Genomic DNA, 17,245 nt, shown 5'->3' on the forward strand with positions numbered 1-17,245 from the left:
TATTTGCTTACTTTTTATTTTTACCAAAACATATACAATCACAAACTAGTATTTTATCTAAAAACGACTCATATACGTATAAAAAAAGCTAAAAAAAGAGCAAAAAATACATATTTATAAGTATTGCGAGAGCAAATAGAATAGTTTAGATTTGTAAGTAGTAAAAATAAAAAGAATGACGTTTATCATACATAGCTACCTACTTTTGGATGGCTATGTGTGATTTCGTCACACATATAAACTAGTTGTAGACTATATTTGAGAAAGATTGGGTGGAAACTTTAACAATTTTTACAGTTTTTCTGCAACCATCAAAAACGTAATTATAACATACTTTTGTAAAATATTTACGACTAAATTAAAATTTAGTGACATTTAAAAACAACGTAATATGAAAAAAAATCGTTCCTTTTTGGCTTAATTTCTTTAAGTCTATTTATTTTCTTTATCTCTTGTTAAAAAGATGATGAAGCTAATGTCTACATCAGAAAAAACAATAAGACAGGACATGATAAATAATGTTCAACAAATATTTCCAGAGTTATGCAAAAATTAATTAGTAAAAATTTATTTCTATTGATAATTTGTTCAATATTTATATTAGGTTGTAAAACAAATTCGAAAAATAATCATAAGAAAAATTTAGAATATCTAAATAATACCGATGATTATGTTTCAAAAGAATATATTGATAAAATAAAAGAGTCTTCAAGTAATGTTAATAAAGATAGTATTAGGATAAATACTTCCGATTTTTATGATATAAAAATTATATCACACCCTCAAAAAAAAGTTTTTGACCTAGAAGAGAAAAAGAATTTTTCAATGCAAATTACCAATTATGGAACGAAAGAATTGTATCTGCCAGAATGGTTTAGAGCTAATGGTGACTTTAGTAATGTAGAAATGACGATTGAAATTTATAAAATGGGTAAGAACCATTTTGAAAAATATGTTCAAAAAAGTATGACAACTCAAACCTTTGTTCATCCTGCTATAAATGAACCAAAGAGAGTTGTTCTTGAAACGAATAAAGGCAAACATTTAAAGTATGAAAATATCCAGATTGATACCTATAAAAAAATAGTAGATGAAGGCTTATATAAGGCAAGAGTTCATATAGATATTTCCAATTTTGGGTATTTTAATGCTCTCGAAACAGAATTTATTTTTGAAATAATAAAATAAAATACAGTCTACAACATTGCATATACTCAATAGCGGCTTTCGGGCATAACTAAAAGTCGCTATTGTACTTGAAAAGTTTAGTGATTAATCATTTTTTTGGTAAATTTTACCGCTACTGCTACAAGCTGCCTAACGTTAGCCGTCAGTATGCAGAACCGTAAAAAACCGATAGGCAAACCTACAAAAAACAGAAATTAAAAACGTAAATTTTGCTATGACTGATCAAGTGATTTATAATTTTAATTTTACAAATTGTCTTCTAGATTACACCAAATTTTATGCATTAAAATTAAAACAAATTCAATTTACAGGATGTAGCTTAGTCGCTGCCGATTTCATGCAAACCGATTTAACAGAAGCCTTATTTGACAATTGCGATTTAAGAAGAACTGTTTTTATACAAACTAATTTAACCAAAGCTGATTTTACTACAAGCTTTAATTATGCTTTTGATCCAGAAGCAAACAAAATAAAAAAAGCGAAATTTTCTTTAGAAGGCCTACCTGGTTTATTATCAAAATATAACATCATTATAAAATAAGACTCCTACAAATTAATTATCTTTATTCTTGAAAAAACACTTTTGTATTTATGATAAAAAATAAAGAAAAATATAATGAAAGAGAATTTATAAGTATTTTAAAACAACGATTTGAAAATAACATTTCTCGTCATAAAGATATGGAATGGAGATTAATACAAGAAAGACTGGAAAGCAACCCAGAAAAACTGTATGGCTTATATCAAATGGAAATTTCAGGTGGTGAACCAGATGTAGTTGCTTTTGACATTTCAACTAACGAGTATAGTTTCTTTGACTGTTCGGAAGAGAGTCCTAAAGGCAGAAGAAGCCTTTGTTATGATCAGGAAGCATTAGATGAAAGAAAAGAAAATAAACCAAAAGATAGCGCTATGAATAGGGCTAAAGCGTTGGGAATTGAAATATTAGATGAAAAACAATATCATTTTTTACAAAAATTAGGCAATTTTGACCAAAAAACTTCTAGTTGGTTAAAGACTCCAAAAGAAATCAGAAAATTAGGAGGAGCTATTTTTGCCGATTTTCGTTATAACCAAGTATTCATTTACCATAATGGCGCCCAATCATATTATGCAGTAAGGGGTTTTAGAGGTTGCTTAAAAATATAATTAAATTTTAATCAATATATAAATGACATTAACCGATTGGATTGGGTTTACAGGCGTTAGCATCCTATTAATTGCCTATTTTTTAAATCTTAAAAATCTTCTTAAAAAAGAAAGTATAATCTACTTATCGTTAAACTTTCTAGGTGCAAGTTTAGCTTGTTTAGCCTCTATATTTTTACAGTATGTTCCATTTATAATTTTAGAAGCCTCTTGGATGTTAGTTTCGCTTTTAGGTATATATCAGTATTTTCAAAAGCTGAAAAAAATATAATCAATCCTATCAAAATGTATTAGCTTTTGCTTTTTAAACACAAAATCCCAAGTAAAATACTTAGGATTCATGTTTCTCATTACTGTACTGTCTGTTTGTTTATAATGAAAATGAAATTTTAGATATAACTAACTCTCTAAAATAATATTTTTCAGTTTTTGTTTCATATAATATTTTATAACGTAATAAAACATAAAATATTTTATAAAATTTAAAAAAAAGAGTTTACTAAGCAATAAAAAAGAGTTACAAGAAATATCCTGCAACTCCTTAAACATTATTATATATAATTTATTCTATACTAGGCACTTGAACCATTTCATCAACATCAGCAAGATAATCAACTCCATCAAATCCGAATCCAAATAAATTTAAAAAATCTTGTTTATAGCCAGCTAAATCACCTAATTCGACTAAAGTTTCTGTTGTAGATTCATCCCATAGTTTAGCAATTTGAGATTGAACGTCCTCTCTCATTTCCCAGTCATCAATACGAATTCTTCCTTTATCATCTGTAGGTATGGTTTCACCACTATATAATCTATCTGCATACAAACGTTGAATTTGTTCAATACAACCTTCATGAATACCCTCAGCTTTCATTATTTTGTATAAAAGAGAAATATACAAAGGAATAACCGGTATAGCAGAACTTGCTTGAGTTACCAATGCTTTATTTACAGAAACATATGCTTTACCGTGAATATCTTTTAACTTATCCGATATTTCAAAAGCAGTAGCTTCTAAATGATCTTTTGCACGACCAATAGTTCCTTTTCTATAAACTGCTTCAGTCACTTCTGGACCAATGTATGAATAAGCGATAGTCTTTGCATTTTCAGCTAAAACATCTGCCTTTTTTAAAGCATCCATCCACATAGACCAATCTTCACCACCCATTACAACTACGGTATTAGCAATATCTTCTTCATTTGCAGGTTCGATAGACACTTCACTCACTTTCCCAGTGTGGAAATCTACAGTTTTATTAGTAAATTTATTTCCAATAGGCTTTAAGGTAGAACGATGTAAAACACCTGTTTCGGGATGCAATCTTACTGGAGAAGCTAAGCTATAAATAATTAAATCAACTTGACCTAAATCGGATTTAATCATATCGACAACTTGTTGTTTTACTTCGTTAGAAAACGCATCTCCGTTTATACTTTTTGCATATAATCCAGCTTTATGAGCTTCCTTTTCGAAAGCGGCAGAATTATACCAACCTGGAGAAGCCGTTTTACCTTCCATAGGTGGTTTTTCAAAAAAAACACCAATTGTAGAAGCATTTGAACCAAATGCACTTGTTATTCTTGAAGCCAAACCAAAGCCTGTAGATGCCCCAATAACCAATACTCTTTTTGGACCGTTTATTTCACCTTTAGATTTTACATAAGCAATTTGATTTTTCACATTTTGTTCACAGCCTACTGGATGAGCTGTCAAACAAATGAATCCTCTCATTCTAGGTTCTATTACCATTTTTATATTTTTTTTTTGAATTTAATTTTTATTTTATCAAAAATAGACATTTTATTAGAAAGTCTTTGTGTGTTGATCTTCATATTTTCAATAAACTGCGGATTGAAAGCTAGTTTACTTGCTTTTTGATAATAGGTATAAGCTACAACATAATCCGATTCTAATTCGTAAATTCGTCCTAACTCACTGTAAAAATTACAATAATCAATATTTTCTAAGGTTTTAAAAGTAAAATCGATATGTTCTTTAGCTTCTTTAAATCTGTTCAAATCTACTAATAAATAAGCATAATTAAGATAAGTAGCAGGATAATTGGGATCAAACTTTATAGCTAATTTATAATGATAAATTGCTTTTTCATGATTACTTAATTTGTTATAATGTATCCAACCCAAATGATTATGAGCTTTTCCAAAATCGGGACATTGTTCTAAAATTTCCTCTAATAACTCTTTGGCTTCAGAAACTTTGCCTTCTCCAATTAAACCATCTGCTTTAATGAAGAGATTTTCATATAAGCTTAAATTTTCCATAAGAATTTTAATTTAATAATTCCTTAGCATGACTTATAGCCGAATCGGAAATATTTTTACCAGATAGCATTTCTGCAATTTCAACTATTCTTTCTTGCTCATTAAGTAATTTCAACTCAGAAAGTGTATCATTAGCTACATTATATTTAAAAACTTTATAATGTTGATTTCCTTTAGCTGCAATTTGAGGCAAATGAGTAATGGCAAAGACCTGCATATTTTGGCTCATATCTTTCATTATTTCTCCCATCTTTATGGCTATTTCTCCAGAAACACCTGTATCAATCTCATCAAAGATAATAGATGGTAATTTGGAATAATTTGCCAATACCGCTTTTACAGCTAACATAATTCTCGACATTTCTCCTCCAGAAGCCATTTTTTTTATGGGGCCAATTTGCATTCCTTTATTAGCAGAAAACAAAAGTGAAACCAAATCTTTACCGAATTTAGTAAAGTTATCGGTAGGCTGAACATCAAAAACAATTTGAGCATCAGGCATACCCAATTGTGCTAATATATTTTGGATTTGTTTCGTTAATAAAGGTATTGCTTCTAAACGGGCATTTGTAATTAAAGTCGCAACTTGATTTACTTTTTCAATTATATCTAGTTGTTCTTTTTGTTTATTCGTTATTTCATTATCTAAATCATCAAAACGCACTGATTTACCATCAAGTACATTTTGAATCTGCAAAAGTTCTTCTACAGTTGCAACATTATGTTTCTTTTGCAAATTATAAATACTTTGTAACTTAGTATTTACAAATTCTAATCGCTCTGGATCATTTACAATTTTTTCAGCGTTCGAAAAACATTCGTTACTGATATCTTGCAATTCAATAGCAACACTTACAAGTCTTTCATAAAAACTAGAATAATCTTTTGAAAAAGGAGCAATTTTCTGTAACGTTTGTTTCATCTCATTTAGAGTGACCAATGTTCCTAATTGCTCTTCATTAGCAATACTTAAAACTTTATCTAGATTCTCTTTTATAAACTCAACATTACTTAACTGATCTAATTCGGTTTCTAACTCAATTTGTTCACCTTCTTTTAATTTAGCAGTTAATAATTCTTCTAAAAGATAATTATTATATTCTTGTTCTTTCGCTAGCGTTTCTTTTTCCGTTAGCAGTTTAGCTAACTCTTTTTTAGATTTATTTAAAATTTCTAACCCTTTTCTGTAGCTTTCAAGACGTTTGTTGTTTTTTGCAACGGCATCAATTATTTCAAATTGATATTCTTCATTTAATAATTCTCTTGTTTCATGTTGAGAATGAATATCAATTAAAAAAACACCTAATTGTTGTAATTCATTTAGATTAACTGGACTATCATTAATAAAAGCTCTCGATTTACCAGAAGGCAAGATTTCTCTTCTAATAATGGTTTGAACTTCATAATCAAGATCATTCTCAGTAAAAAAAACTTCAAGATTATAATTAGCCAATGAAAAACTTGCTTCAATGACACATTTTTGTTCTTTATCTTTTAATACATTTAAATCGGCTCTATTACCTAGAACAAGTCCAAGTGCTCCTAATAGAATAGATTTACCAGCACCAGTTTCTCCAGTAATAATAGAAAATTGATTAGAAAAATTAACATCTAATGATTCTATCAATGCATAATTTTTTATCGAAAGAGATAAAAGCATAATTTTAAAGACTGGTTTTAAAGAAATTATCTTATTTTATTCCATTTTATAGAATTTAAAGGAGAAATTCGATTTAAATTTTCCAATAAATTAGCATTATTTGTTTGCGGTCCACCAGTAAATATTTGAACGATTTCATCGGTTTTAGCGTCAAAAAATGTTCTAGTTAATAATGCATTAGGTCTGGCTTTTTGAATTTGAGCCAATATTTCTATAGATTCTGCAACACCTTCTTTACCTTTTTTTAGATCATCTGCCATTAAATCTAAACCTTGTAAATGATATTTATTTAAGGATTTTCTATAAGGTGCATAAGTATTAGACAAGATATCAGAAATTAAAAAATAACGATTATTATTATTTCCTTCAGATTGAGACCATCCTTTATATCCACTAGATTGAGAGAAATTCATAATATTAGAAGCGATTCCAAAATATTTGGTTCCACCTAATTCGCTAAAAGTATCCATATCGGCACCAATAATAATATTGGCATAAAAAGCTAGTACAGCAGTTAGATTGGAACTGAATGTATTTTGATCGTAAATAAGTTGTTCAAATTCCACATAACGAAAGGCAAAATCTTTATCATTCAAATTTAAAACAGGTGAACTATAACTTGAATTAAATATCAATCTAGAAGATTGAATTTGTAAAGTAGCTACCACATTGTTAGAGTTAAATTCAGATACATTTATAAAAAAATTACAAGCAATTTTTTCATGTTGTTGATATTCTCTATCAGTCCATTTTGTAGTATTTAGAAATTCTGAAACCTGTTTTTCTAAATTCTTAAAAATTTGAGGGTTAACATCAGTCATTCTCTCAGCATTAACAGAAACTGTAGCATTTAGTTCTTGAGACAATCCAAATTGAAATGAAACTATTAAAATAAATATTGTTAGCCATTTATGCATCATAATGTTGAATAATTTTGTTAATAATATCTTGAGCTACAGCTTCTTTAGTTTTTAAATCCATTGGTTCAACCACAAAATTTTTATCAATAAAAGTAACTTTATTCGTACTATGACCAAAACCTGCTCCTTTATCATTTAATGAATTTAAAACTATCAAATCTAAGTTTTTTTTCTGAATTTTTTGCTTAGCATGCTCAATTTCATTTTCTGTTTCCAAAGCAAAACCTATTAAAAACTGATTTTTTTTTATTTTTCCCAATGAAGCTAAAATATCTTTTGTTTTTTCTAGCTCTATAACAAACGTTTCATCCTGCTTTTTTATTTTTTGACTTGCTATAATTTTTGGTTTATAATCAGCCACAGCTGCTGCTGCAATTGCGACCTCAACGCTATCAAAATATTTAAAACAAGCTTCATACATATCTTCAGCCGATTTGACGCGAATCAAATTAATAGAAGGATGATTCATCTCTAAATGTGTTGGTCCAGAAACCAAAATAACTTCTGCTCCATGATTTGCCGCAATTTTAGCGATGTCAAATCCCATTTTACCAGAAGAATGATTTCCAATAAATCGAACAGGATCTATCGCTTCATAAGTAGGACCAGCTGTGATTAAAACTTTTTTCCCAGTAAGTGGTAGTTTTGATAGCAAATCTTTTTCTAAGAAACTTATAATATTTTCTGGTTCAGCCATTCTACCTTCTCCCGATAGTCCACTGGCCAATTCACCTTTTTCAGCAGGTATAATAATATTACCAAATTGCTTCAATTTATAAAAACTATCTAAAGTAGAAGGATGTTTATACATATCAAAATCCATTGCTGGAGCAAAATAAACTGGGCATTTTGCAGACAAATAAGTTGCAATCAACAAATTATCGCAATTACCATTTGCCATTTTAGATAATGTATTCGCTGTAGCTGGAGCAATAATAAAGTAATCTGCCCACAAAGCTAATTCCACGTGGTTATTCCAAACACCATTATCTTGATCTTCATCAAAAAAAGAAGAATATACTGGGTTTTTAGAAAGCGTGGATAAAGTTAAAGGGGTAACAAAATCTTTTGAAGCAGGTGTCATAATAACTTGTACCTGAGCACCTGCTTTAATAAAAAGTCTAACTAAATGTGCTGTTTTATAAGCGGCTATTCCACCAGAAACGCCTAGTAAGATTTTTTTACCACTTAATACAGAACTATTCATTTATTATTTTGCTTCTCTATGATAGATTTTGCTTTCTAACCATTCTTGTACAGCTAATGCATGAGGTTTAGGCAATTTTTCATAGAATTTAGAAACTTCAATTTGTTCTTTGTTCTCAAAAATTTCTTCTAAACTATCATTATAAGTAGCAAATTCTTCTAATTTTTCAATTAACTCTTTCTTAATTTCAGAATTAATTTGACTAGCTCTTTTAGCCATAATTGTAATGGCTTCATAAATATTACCCGTTGGCTCTTCAATTACATTTTTATTATACGTAATTGTGTTCACTGGAGCAGTCGTTTTTTTTAAATCCATGATTTAATTATTTAGAAAATTGTTGTAATTCTTTATCTATTGTAGCTAACATTTGGTCAGCTTTATCTTTAAATTGAGAATCTGATTTAAATTTTGTAAAACTATTATAGGCAGTTTTAGCTAAAATTAAACGATCCTCTTTTTTATTTTGCACACTATTTATTGCTAACTTGTAGGCAGTACTAAACTTTAAAAACAAAGCCTCTTCTTTAAATGGTGTACCTGGATAATCTGCAATAAAATTGTCTAAAGCTGTCATTGCTGCATTATATTCTAATCGATAATCTGAAATAGTATAATATTGTTTCGCTATTTCGAAAGCTTTTTTCTCTAATTTTTCTCTAAGTTCCTTTACATATTCATTTGCTTTAGGCAAATATTCCGAATTTGGATAAGTATCAATAAAACTTTGCAATTTGGTTAAAGCTTTATCTGTATCGGTTTGATCTAAACTATATTTGGGAGACAACCTATAAAAACATTCTGCAGATAGAAATGCTGCCTCTTCTCTTTTTTCACTTCTTGGATAATTAGAAGCAAAACTTTCAAATTGATAACCTGCTAAATAATATTGCTTCGTATTATAATATGCCATTGAAAACATATAAAACAAACGTTCTGCATTAGGTTTTCCTCTATAAGCTGGAACAATTTGTTCATAAATCCTTAATGCTTTTGCATATTTCCCTTTATCATACATTTCATTAGCTATTTTATTTTTAAATGCTAAATCTTCACTTTTTATTGCTTTTTGATATTCACTACAAGAAGCAAGCATGATAACAATAAGGAGAAAACTAATAATTTTATTCATCGATTCTTTTTTATACCTTTTTAAATTGTTTTATGGCATCTAAAAAAGCAACTGCAAATTTAGACATTATTTAAATATTACGAAAATCTTTTTTTAGCTATTTTTCACTGTAAATTGACGAAGCTTCTCCGCTAAAATTTCATCTGTATTTACTAAAGGCAAACGTAACGCATTACTTATTAAACCTCTGGTTTTTAATATTTCTTTTATCCCCGCAGGATTACCTTGTTCAAAAATCATATCAATGGAATCTGCCAATAAGTAATGTAATTTATAAGCTTCCTTTACCTTTTGTTGCAACCCTAAACGCACCATTTCAGAGAATTCTTTTGGAAAACCTTGCCCTATAACTGAAATTACACCTGAACCACCCGCTAAAACCATTGGTAAAGTAATCATATCGTCTCCCGAAATTACTAAGAAATCATCTGGTTTATTCTGAATTAAACGCATTGCTTGCACTATATCTCCAGCGGCTTCTTTAATAGCAATAATGTTTTTAAATTCTTTAGCTAATCGTAAAACTGTTGAAGGCAATACATTGCTTGCTGTCCTTCCTGGTACATTATATAAAATGATCGGCAACGGAGACGCTTCTGCTATAGCTTTAAAATGTTGGTATATACCTTCCTGAGTAGGTTTATTATAGTAGGGAGACACCGAAAGAATTGCATCAAATTTTGAAAAATCCCTCGTTTTTAATTCCTCAATTACTTTTGTTGTATTATTTCCACCTACACCAAGTACTAAAGGAAGTCTTCCCGCATTTGCTTCTACTACCGTATTTATAACTAATTCTTTTTCATCGACAGTTAAGGTTGCTGTTTCAGCCGTTGTTCCTAATACAACCAAATATTCCACACCACCCTCTATCATGAAAGCCACTATTTTTCTCAACCCCTCAACATCAACACTATAATCTTCTTTAAATGGAGTTACAAGTGCAATACCTGTGCCTACAAATTTTTTCATTTTTATATTTTATTAAGTATTTTTAAATATTTAAACATTTCTGATATAAATTCAGGATAATTCTTAACCTCTGATTTAATCAATAAATGATTTCCAACACTCTTATTAGAGGAAAATCCAACTTTAAACTTGGCTTTTGAAGATAAGGATACAAATTTTAAGGGTAATTTCTCTTCGTCATAAAAATTAATCAACAAATCAAAAGGATAAGAGATAAAATCTTTTACTTCTACCACATTAATTTCTCCTGATAGACTAATATCTTTATGTGAGAAACTTAAGTGAGACAAACTATTTTTATGACCAATCTTATCATTATAATACAAAATTTGTATGTCTTTAAAATCGTTCTTTCTCGATTTAATTTCCGTCAATAATTTCTCAGAATCAAAGAAATAGGTTGAGTCAATTATTATTCCGATAGTATTAATCTTATCATTTGATGCATCAGTTAATTTTATTAACCTTTTATTAATATTTTTTTTTAACGAAATATCCTTTATAATTCTAGAAAACATAGTAATTTTACGTGTTTGACAAAAATAAATATTTAAACCTATTTAAAGGATGGTAAATGTAAAAAAGAAAAGAATAAATAGTAGCTATTTTGTTATATTATTAACATTAATAACTTTCTATTCTTGTAAAACTAATAAAAACAATGTTTACGAAATTGAAGGAAAACGAATTAATATAAATGAAGCTTTCATTTCAGATAACAAAATTGAAAATTTCATAGCTCCTTATAGACAACATATCAATAATGATTTAGATAGTGTTCTTGCATTTTGCCCTATAACACAAGAAAAAGCGAATGGTAAATGGCAAACAAATATTGGCAATTTATTTGCAGAAACCACATTATCATTAAGTAATCCCATTTTTCTAAAAAGAGAGAAAAAAAACATTGATTTTTGTCTTTTAAATCACGGAGGAATTCGTTCTATCATACCTCAAGGAAACGTAACTACAAGAACAGCATTTGAAATAATGCCCTTTGAGAACAGCGTTATGATTGTAGGTTTAACTGGTAAAGAAGTTAAAGCATTAGCTGAATATTTTATCAAAGAAAAAAAACCGCATCCATTAGCAGGATTAACTATTTTTACTAATAACGAAGAGAATCAAATAATTGATGTATTAGTCAATCAAAAAGCTATAGATGATGCAAAAATATACTATGTAGCCACTTCAGATTATTTAGCTAATGGAGGCGACAACATGAATTTCTTTAGAGATAGTAATATTAAATATGATTTAGATTACAAATTAAGAAATTTATTTATTGATTATTTTAAAAAAACAGATACAATACCTAATATAATTACCGAGAGGGTAATTATTAAATAAAGTTAGAAATTATGGAAAGAAGAGATTTTTTACAAAAAACAGTAGCGAGTTCTGCTTTATTATCATTAGGAGGACTTTCTTTAAGTAGTTTTACAACTTTGGAAACAAAAAAAATTACTATTTTACATACAAATGATGTTCATAGCCATATTGATCCCTTTCCTGCGGATCATCCTAGAAATCCAAATATGGGAGGTGCAGCAAGAAGAGCATCAATTATAGAACAAATTCGTAAAGAAGAAAAAAATGTTTTACTATTAGATGCTGGAGATATTTTTCAAGGCACACCCTATTTTAACTATTATGGTGGAGAACTTGAATTCAAGTTAATGAGTATGATGCAATATGATTTAGCCACTATGGGTAATCATGATTTTGACAATGGCATTGATGGCTTTTACGCACAACTAGGTCATGCTAATTTTGATTTTGTTTCTGCTAATTATGATTTTAAAAATACTGTTTTAGACGGCATTGTCAAACCTTATAAAATCATTAATAAAGACGGTATTAAAATAGGTATTTTTGGTTTAGGTGTTGAACTTGAAGGTCTAGTGGATAAGAAATTATATAAAGAAACAGTATATCATAATCCTATTGAAGTAGCTCAAAGCATTACCAAAACTTTAAAACAAGATAAAAAATGTGACTTGGTAATCTGTCTATCTCATATTGGTTTTAAATATAAAAATGAACCAGAAAGAGTTTGTGATATTACTTTAGCTCAACAAACCAAAGACATTGATTTAATTATTGGAGGTCATACTCATACCTTTTTAGACAAACCCGTTTTGGAAAAAAATTTAGATGGTAAAGAAGTTTTAATTAATCAGGTTGGCTGTTATGGAATCAATTTAGGAAGAATAGATTTTTATTTATCAGATGATATTAAATACGACCAAACCACTAGAAATATTATTTTAAAATAAATAACTATTTTAAATACCTTCTTCTTAGCGAAGTTCTTTCTAAAAAGTACATTACATAAAAATAATAAGATATTGTTTGAGATAATGTATTTACTAGTTTTAAAACGACTAAATTAAATTGTTTATCTAACATAAAAAAAACATCAGATAAAATAAAAGCAACGACAGTAAATGCTAAATATGCATTTTTTCTGTAAGTAGAGTATAAAAAAACCAAAACGGTAAGCAAAGTCATTATAAATAATTCTAGGGCAAATAGTAATATAAAAACAAACTCTTTTTTAGATTTATATTCAATTAAATTAAGAATACTATAAATCAAGTAAATCATGGTTAACATAACTATTATCAAAGATAAATCTATCTTTTTTATTTGCCTTACTTGTAATAATAGCTGAAAATCTTTGTAAATAAAAAAAATTAAAATCAGGTAAGGCATCAAAAACAAAAAAAGCCCAAAAAAATAGTAATCATCAATATTTATTAGATATAAAATATCTCCAAAAAAGAAGATAACTAATGACAACACAAATAAATCATCACTTTTTCTTCTAATTTGCGTATAATAATAAAACACTATAGCAGGAATTATTATTGGTTTACTGAGCAAAACAAACAAATCATTATTTACACATGATGCAACAACATATATTATTGCTGCAACAATGTATAATATAAGAGAAGCGTTAAATTTTGGCATCAATCATTTTATTAAATTCATACTCATCTAATATTGGAATATTTAATTGAGTCGCTTTTTCTAATTTTGAAGGCCCCATATTGGCTCCAGCTATAACAAAATTTGTTTTGGAAGAAATGGAACTCCCTACTTTTCCCCCATTATCTTCAATTACTTTCTTTAAATCATCTCTAGAATAGGTTTCAAAAACCCCTGAAACAACAAATATTTTACCATTAAGAATATTTGAAACAATAGTATTTTGTGTTTCATCTCTTCGCAATTGAACACCATATTCTTTTAGTCTTTCAATTATTTTTCTATTTTCTTGATTATCAAAGAACTGAACCACACTTTGAGCAATCTTATCGCCAATTTCATCTACTAATACCAAATCCATTATTGAGGCATTAGCAAGATTATCAATAGATTTATAATGCTTAGCTAATTTTTTTGCTACAGTTTCCCCTACATATCTTATTCCTAATGCATAAAGTACATTTTCAAAAGGTATCTTTTTAGAATTTTCAATCCCTTTAATTAAATTATCAGCAGATTTTTCAGCCATTCGTTCTAATGGAATAATTTGCTCTTTTGATAATTCATATAAATCAGCATAATTAGAAACCAAATCAGCATTATACAATAAAGCAACTGTTTCACCACCTAACCCATCTATGTCCATTGCTTTTCTAGAAATAAAATGCTGAATTCTTCCTATAATTTGAGGAGGACAACCATAATAATTAGGGCAATAATGATTAGCCTCACCCTCAATTCTTACTAATTCTGTATTGCATTCAGGGCAATGAGAAATATATTCTGTAGGTTGACTATTTTCTTGTCTTTCATTTAAATTAACTCCAATAATTTTAGGTATAATTTCTCCACCTTTTTCCACAAAAACAACATCTCCAATTCTAATATCTAATTTTTCAATCTGATCAGCATTATGCAATGAAGCTCTTTTTACAATAGTACCAGCTAACTGTACAGGTTCTAAATTTGCGACAGGTGTAATAGCTCCTGTTCTTCCAACTTGATATGAAATGGAATTTAGAATCGTAGTTACTTGTTCCGCTTTAAATTTATAAGCCATAGCCCAACGAGGTGATTTAGAGGTATATCCTAATTCTTCTTGGTATTGAATTTGGTTCACTTTTACAACAACTCCATCCGTTTCGTAAGGTAAATTATGTCTATGTGTATCCCAGTAATTAATAAATTCAAAGACTTCATCAATATTATATACTAATTTCGATTCTTGAGGCACTTTAAAACCCCATTCTCTGGCTTTTTGAAGTCCTTCATACTGGTTCATAATAGGCAAACTCGAACCTACTAATGTATATAATAAACAATCCAGCGGTCTTTTAGCTACTTCAGCACTATCTTGCAACTTTAAACTCCCTGAAGCCGTATTTCTTGGATTGGAATAAGGTGTTTCACCTATTTCAATTAATTCTTGATTCATTTTTTCAAATCCCGCAAAGGGCAAAATAATTTCACCTCGAATTTCAAATTTATCAGGATAATCACCTTTTAGGTGTATAGGCACCGATTTTATAGTTTTAATATTGCTTGTTACATCATCTCCTTGAAAACCATCCCCTCTAGTAACAGCTTTCTTTAACTTTCCATTTTCATACAATATACTGATTGAAGCACCATCATATTTAAGTTCGCAAGTAAATTCTAATTGAACATTTCCAAGTATTTTTTGACATCTTTTTTCCCAATCTAATAAATCCTCTTTTGAGTAGGAATTATCTAATGAATACATCCTATATTCATGTTGAACAGTTTCAAAATTTTTAGTAATTGCTCCACCTACTCTTACAGTAGGGGAATTTTCATCATAAAATTCTGGATGTTGGGCTTCTAAATCTTGCAATTGCTTTAATTTAGTATCAAATTCAAAATCCGTTATTGTAGGTTTATCTAATACATAATAATTATAATTATGCTGATTCAATTCCTCTCTAAGAGCTTGCAATGTTTCTAAAACATTCATAAAAAACTATTGATTTAAAAGATGGTCTAATTTTGTAAACAAATCCCCTTTACTTATGATTCCTCCTTGTTTTATAATTGAAAATAAAGCTCCATTTCTATCTTCAGAAATATCCTTTTTTCCTCTCTTAATTTCAATATCATCAGAAAATATATTGTCACTCAACCAATTGATACCATCAGAAGTTAAAAAATCTACATTTTCAACATTACTATTAATCACATAAGAATACATTACATTTTCTACACATTTAAATAAGAAAATATAATTTTTAGAAAAATGATCAATATAATTTACATTGGAAATTGCTTTATCCCAAATCATATCTGAAAAGACGTCTATTTCTTGTTCAGCAATTTCAGGCTTATTCCTTTTTAAATCATCCCACTCCATTTTATCAATTGATTGTGTTGCTAAAAAAGTAACAAATTCAGGATGGAGTTCTTCTAACTGTTCTTTAGTAAGTCTAATGTACTTCATGCTGTAAATATAAAAAAAAAGCCCTCCAATTTTTGAAGGGCTTTAAATTATTTAATAAAAAATTAAGCTTTTTCAGCAACAATTTCGTAAGGTAATTCAACAATTACATTTCTGTGTAGTCTTACATTTGCTGTGTATTTACCAACACGTTTAACAATACCACTTGTAATGAATTTTTTATCAATTGAATGACCATTAGCTTGTAAAGCATCTGCAATATTTGTATTAGTTACAGAACCAAATAATTTATCACCACCAGCTTTTGCACTAATTTTAATTTCAAGAGCTTTTAACGCTTCTGCAATTTTATTTGCATCGTCAACTAATTTTTGCTCTTTATGTGCTTTTTGTTTTAAATTTTCAGCTAAAACTTTTTTAGCTGAAGGAGTAGCTAAAATTGCAAATCCTTGAGGAATAAGATAATTACGACCATAACCATTTTTTACAGTTACTACATCATCTTTAAATCCTAAATTTTGAACGTCTTGTTTTAAGATAAGTTCCATGTTGTTGTCCTTTTTTTTAGAAGTTAGGTTCCGAATGAATCGGAAACCAACAACTTATTTATAATTATTTTAATAAATCGGCCACGTAAGGCATTAAAGCTAAGTGACGTGCTCTCTTAACTGCAATAGACACTTTTCTTTGATATTTTAAAGAAGTACCTGTTAAACGTCTTGGTAAAATTTTACCTTGCTCATTAACAAATTTTAATAAGAAATCAGGATCTTTATAATCAACATATTTAATACCTGATTTTTTAAAACGACAGTATTTCTTTTGTTTGTTAGTTTCTATGTTTAAAGGAGTAAGATATCTGATATCTCCTTCTTTCTTTCCTTTTGCAGATTGCTCTAAAGTTGACATAATTAGTTAGATTTAGATTTTAATTTAGCTCTTCTTCTTTCTGCCCAAGAAATTGCATGTTTGTCTAAAGTAACAGTTAAGAAACGCATTACTCTTTCATCACGACGGAATTCAGTTTCAAAACTTGCAATTATTTCTCCTGGTGCTTTAAATTCAAATAAGTGATAAAATCCACTTTTCTTGTGTTGGATTTCATAAGCTAATTTTTTCAAGCCCCAATCTTCTTTCGATACCATCTCAGCCCCTTTAGAAGTAAGAAAATCTTCAAATTTACTTACTGTTTCCTTTATCTGTTGCTCAGATAAAACGGGATTCAAGATGAAAACAGCTTCATAATGATTCATAATAATTATATTTAATTTATTTTAAATTGGGTGCAAAAATATAAAATTTATTTTAAATAACAACATAT

At 28.6% G+C, this 17,245-nt stretch carries 21 protein-coding genes; 6 read left to right on the top strand and 15 right to left on the bottom strand.

Going from position 1 to position 17,245, the window contains the following annotated elements:
- Nucleotides 1-543 precede the first annotated feature (543 nt).
- From HALO113_RS03805 to HALO113_RS03820, 4 genes are all read left to right on the top strand, one after another.
- The gene (locus HALO113_RS03805; RefSeq protein WP_159777758.1) at nt 544-1,188 is read left to right on the top strand and encodes a hypothetical protein; all 645 of its coding nucleotides are present in this window, start codon (nt 544-546) and stop codon (nt 1,186-1,188) included.
- A gap of 214 nt (nt 1,189-1,402) precedes the next feature.
- Nucleotides 1,403-1,729 carry a pentapeptide repeat-containing protein gene (locus tag HALO113_RS03810; RefSeq protein WP_159777759.1) on the top strand — a complete coding sequence of 109 codons (327 nt, stop codon included), beginning with the start codon at nt 1,403-1,405 and terminating at the stop codon, nt 1,727-1,729.
- A gap of 50 nt (nt 1,730-1,779) precedes the next feature.
- Nucleotides 1,780-2,337 carry a DUF4256 domain-containing protein gene (locus tag HALO113_RS03815; RefSeq protein ID WP_159777760.1) on the top strand — a complete coding sequence of 186 codons (558 nt, stop codon included), beginning with the start codon at nt 1,780-1,782 and terminating at the stop codon, nt 2,335-2,337.
- A 22-nt stretch (nt 2,338-2,359) separates the two neighbouring features.
- Nucleotides 2,360-2,608 (top strand): hypothetical protein, encoded by a 249-nt coding sequence (locus HALO113_RS03820; protein WP_159777761.1) that lies wholly within the window; start codon nt 2,360-2,362, stop codon nt 2,606-2,608.
- A 291-nt stretch (nt 2,609-2,899) separates the two neighbouring features.
- Here HALO113_RS03820 and fabV read toward each other — a convergent pair whose 3' ends face one another.
- From fabV to HALO113_RS03865, 9 genes are all read right to left on the bottom strand, one after another.
- A complete protein-coding gene (gene fabV, locus HALO113_RS03825) occupies nt 2,900-4,090 on the bottom strand; it encodes an enoyl-ACP reductase FabV (protein WP_159777762.1) in 1,191 nt (396 codons plus the stop codon).
- Nucleotides 4,091-4,092: 2 nt separating this feature from the next.
- Nucleotides 4,093-4,623: a tetratricopeptide repeat protein gene (locus HALO113_RS03830; RefSeq protein WP_159777763.1), complete on the bottom strand. Its 531-nt coding sequence runs from the start codon at nt 4,621-4,623 to the stop codon at nt 4,093-4,095.
- 7 nt (nt 4,624-4,630) lie between these two features.
- Nucleotides 4,631-6,283: a DNA repair protein RecN gene (gene recN / locus HALO113_RS03835; RefSeq protein ID WP_159777764.1), complete on the bottom strand. Its 1,653-nt coding sequence runs from the start codon at nt 6,281-6,283 to the stop codon at nt 4,631-4,633.
- 26 nt (nt 6,284-6,309) lie between these two features.
- Nucleotides 6,310-7,203 (bottom strand): DUF4835 family protein, encoded by an 894-nt coding sequence (locus HALO113_RS03840; protein WP_159777765.1) that lies wholly within the window; start codon nt 7,201-7,203, stop codon nt 6,310-6,312.
- Complete coding sequence (gene coaBC / locus HALO113_RS03845) at nt 7,193-8,410, bottom strand: bifunctional phosphopantothenoylcysteine decarboxylase/phosphopantothenate--cysteine ligase CoaBC (protein ID WP_159777766.1); 1,218 nt, start codon at nt 8,408-8,410, stop codon at nt 7,193-7,195. Before coaBC ends, HALO113_RS03840 begins: the two co-directional genes overlap by 11 nt.
- A 3-nt stretch (nt 8,411-8,413) precedes the next feature.
- Nucleotides 8,414-8,728, bottom strand: a complete 315-nt coding sequence (locus HALO113_RS03850; protein ID WP_159777767.1) for a DNA-directed RNA polymerase subunit omega — start codon at nt 8,726-8,728, stop codon at nt 8,414-8,416.
- Nucleotides 8,729-8,735: 7 nt separating this feature from the next.
- The gene (locus tag HALO113_RS03855) at nt 8,736-9,542 is read right to left on the bottom strand and encodes an outer membrane protein assembly factor BamD (RefSeq protein ID WP_159777768.1); all 807 of its coding nucleotides are present in this window, start codon (nt 9,540-9,542) and stop codon (nt 8,736-8,738) included.
- 93 nt (nt 9,543-9,635) lie between these two features.
- A complete protein-coding gene (gene dapA, locus HALO113_RS03860) occupies nt 9,636-10,514 on the bottom strand; it encodes a 4-hydroxy-tetrahydrodipicolinate synthase (RefSeq protein WP_159777769.1) in 879 nt (292 codons plus the stop codon).
- Nucleotides 10,515-10,516: 2 nt separating this feature from the next.
- Entirely contained in the window at nt 10,517-11,032 is a 516-nt protein-coding gene (locus HALO113_RS03865) for a hypothetical protein (protein ID WP_159777770.1), read from the bottom strand.
- 49 nt (nt 11,033-11,081) lie between these two features.
- On the opposite strand from HALO113_RS03865, the gene HALO113_RS03870 reads away from it, so the two are divergent.
- The gene (locus HALO113_RS03870; protein WP_159777771.1) at nt 11,082-11,864 is read left to right on the top strand and encodes a 5'-nucleotidase C-terminal domain-containing protein; all 783 of its coding nucleotides are present in this window, start codon (nt 11,082-11,084) and stop codon (nt 11,862-11,864) included.
- A gap of 11 nt (nt 11,865-11,875) precedes the next feature.
- Nucleotides 11,876-12,793, top strand: a complete 918-nt coding sequence (locus HALO113_RS03875) for a bifunctional UDP-sugar hydrolase/5'-nucleotidase (protein WP_159777772.1) — start codon at nt 11,876-11,878, stop codon at nt 12,791-12,793.
- A 4-nt stretch (nt 12,794-12,797) separates the two neighbouring features.
- Here HALO113_RS03875 and HALO113_RS03880 read toward each other — a convergent pair whose 3' ends face one another.
- From HALO113_RS03880 to rpsF, 6 genes are all read right to left on the bottom strand, one after another.
- Complete coding sequence (locus HALO113_RS03880) at nt 12,798-13,493, bottom strand: hypothetical protein (RefSeq protein WP_159777773.1); 696 nt, start codon at nt 13,491-13,493, stop codon at nt 12,798-12,800.
- Nucleotides 13,480-15,486 (bottom strand): NAD-dependent DNA ligase LigA, encoded by a 2,007-nt coding sequence (gene ligA, locus HALO113_RS03885; RefSeq protein WP_159777774.1) that lies wholly within the window; start codon nt 15,484-15,486, stop codon nt 13,480-13,482. Before ligA ends, HALO113_RS03880 begins: the two co-directional genes overlap by 14 nt.
- A 6-nt stretch (nt 15,487-15,492) precedes the next feature.
- Nucleotides 15,493-15,966, bottom strand: a complete 474-nt coding sequence (locus HALO113_RS03890) for a DUF6495 family protein (protein WP_159777775.1) — start codon at nt 15,964-15,966, stop codon at nt 15,493-15,495.
- Nucleotides 15,967-16,028: 62 nt separating this feature from the next.
- Nucleotides 16,029-16,472, bottom strand: a complete 444-nt coding sequence (gene rplI, locus HALO113_RS03895) for a 50S ribosomal protein L9 (protein ID WP_159777776.1) — start codon at nt 16,470-16,472, stop codon at nt 16,029-16,031.
- A gap of 64 nt (nt 16,473-16,536) precedes the next feature.
- Nucleotides 16,537-16,833 (bottom strand): 30S ribosomal protein S18, encoded by a 297-nt coding sequence (rpsR, locus tag HALO113_RS03900; protein ID WP_159777777.1) that lies wholly within the window; start codon nt 16,831-16,833, stop codon nt 16,537-16,539.
- 2 nt (nt 16,834-16,835) lie between these two features.
- A complete protein-coding gene (rpsF, locus tag HALO113_RS03905) occupies nt 16,836-17,177 on the bottom strand; it encodes a 30S ribosomal protein S6 (RefSeq protein WP_159777778.1) in 342 nt (113 codons plus the stop codon).
- Nucleotides 17,178-17,245: the final 68 nt, after the last annotated feature.

It is taken from the genome of Flavobacterium sp. 9AF (assembly GCF_902506265.1).
Classification (GTDB): Bacteria; Bacteroidota; Bacteroidia; order Flavobacteriales; family Flavobacteriaceae; genus Flavobacterium.

What these genes read in the sequence shown, in the direction of transcription:
- HALO113_RS03805 (WP_159777758.1), top strand. Translation starts at nt 544, where the DNA reads ATGCAAAAATTAATTAGTAAAAATTTATTTCTATTGATAATTTGTTCA.
- HALO113_RS03810 (WP_159777759.1), top strand. Translation starts at nt 1,403, where the DNA reads ATGACTGATCAAGTGATTTATAATTTTAATTTTACAAATTGTCTTCTA.
- HALO113_RS03815 (WP_159777760.1), top strand. Translation starts at nt 1,780, where the DNA reads ATGATAAAAAATAAAGAAAAATATAATGAAAGAGAATTTATAAGTATT.
- HALO113_RS03820 (WP_159777761.1), top strand. Translation starts at nt 2,360, where the DNA reads ATGACATTAACCGATTGGATTGGGTTTACAGGCGTTAGCATCCTATTA.
- fabV (WP_159777762.1), bottom strand. Translation starts at nt 4,090, where the DNA reads ATGGTAATAGAACCTAGAATGAGAGGATTCATTTGTTTGACAGCTCAT.
- HALO113_RS03830 (WP_159777763.1), bottom strand. Translation starts at nt 4,623, where the DNA reads ATGGAAAATTTAAGCTTATATGAAAATCTCTTCATTAAAGCAGATGGT.
- recN (WP_159777764.1), bottom strand. Translation starts at nt 6,283, where the DNA reads ATGCTTTTATCTCTTTCGATAAAAAATTATGCATTGATAGAATCATTA.
- HALO113_RS03840 (WP_159777765.1), bottom strand. Translation starts at nt 7,203, where the DNA reads ATGATGCATAAATGGCTAACAATATTTATTTTAATAGTTTCATTTCAA.
- coaBC (WP_159777766.1), bottom strand. Translation starts at nt 8,410, where the DNA reads ATGAATAGTTCTGTATTAAGTGGTAAAAAAATCTTACTAGGCGTTTCT.
- HALO113_RS03850 (WP_159777767.1), bottom strand. Translation starts at nt 8,728, where the DNA reads ATGGATTTAAAAAAAACGACTGCTCCAGTGAACACAATTACGTATAAT.
- HALO113_RS03855 (WP_159777768.1), bottom strand. Translation starts at nt 9,542, where the DNA reads ATGAATAAAATTATTAGTTTTCTCCTTATTGTTATCATGCTTGCTTCT.
- dapA (WP_159777769.1), bottom strand. Translation starts at nt 10,514, where the DNA reads ATGAAAAAATTTGTAGGCACAGGTATTGCACTTGTAACTCCATTTAAA.
- HALO113_RS03865 (WP_159777770.1), bottom strand. Translation starts at nt 11,032, where the DNA reads ATGTTTTCTAGAATTATAAAGGATATTTCGTTAAAAAAAAATATTAAT.
- HALO113_RS03870 (WP_159777771.1), top strand. Translation starts at nt 11,082, where the DNA reads ATGGTAAATGTAAAAAAGAAAAGAATAAATAGTAGCTATTTTGTTATA.
- HALO113_RS03875 (WP_159777772.1), top strand. Translation starts at nt 11,876, where the DNA reads ATGGAAAGAAGAGATTTTTTACAAAAAACAGTAGCGAGTTCTGCTTTA.
- HALO113_RS03880 (WP_159777773.1), bottom strand. Translation starts at nt 13,493, where the DNA reads ATGCCAAAATTTAACGCTTCTCTTATATTATACATTGTTGCAGCAATA.
- ligA (WP_159777774.1), bottom strand. Translation starts at nt 15,486, where the DNA reads ATGAATGTTTTAGAAACATTGCAAGCTCTTAGAGAGGAATTGAATCAG.
- HALO113_RS03890 (WP_159777775.1), bottom strand. Translation starts at nt 15,966, where the DNA reads ATGAAGTACATTAGACTTACTAAAGAACAGTTAGAAGAACTCCATCCT.
- rplI (WP_159777776.1), bottom strand. Translation starts at nt 16,472, where the DNA reads ATGGAACTTATCTTAAAACAAGACGTTCAAAATTTAGGATTTAAAGAT.
- rpsR (WP_159777777.1), bottom strand. Translation starts at nt 16,833, where the DNA reads ATGTCAACTTTAGAGCAATCTGCAAAAGGAAAGAAAGAAGGAGATATC.
- rpsF (WP_159777778.1), bottom strand. Translation starts at nt 17,177, where the DNA reads ATGAATCATTATGAAGCTGTTTTCATCTTGAATCCCGTTTTATCTGAG.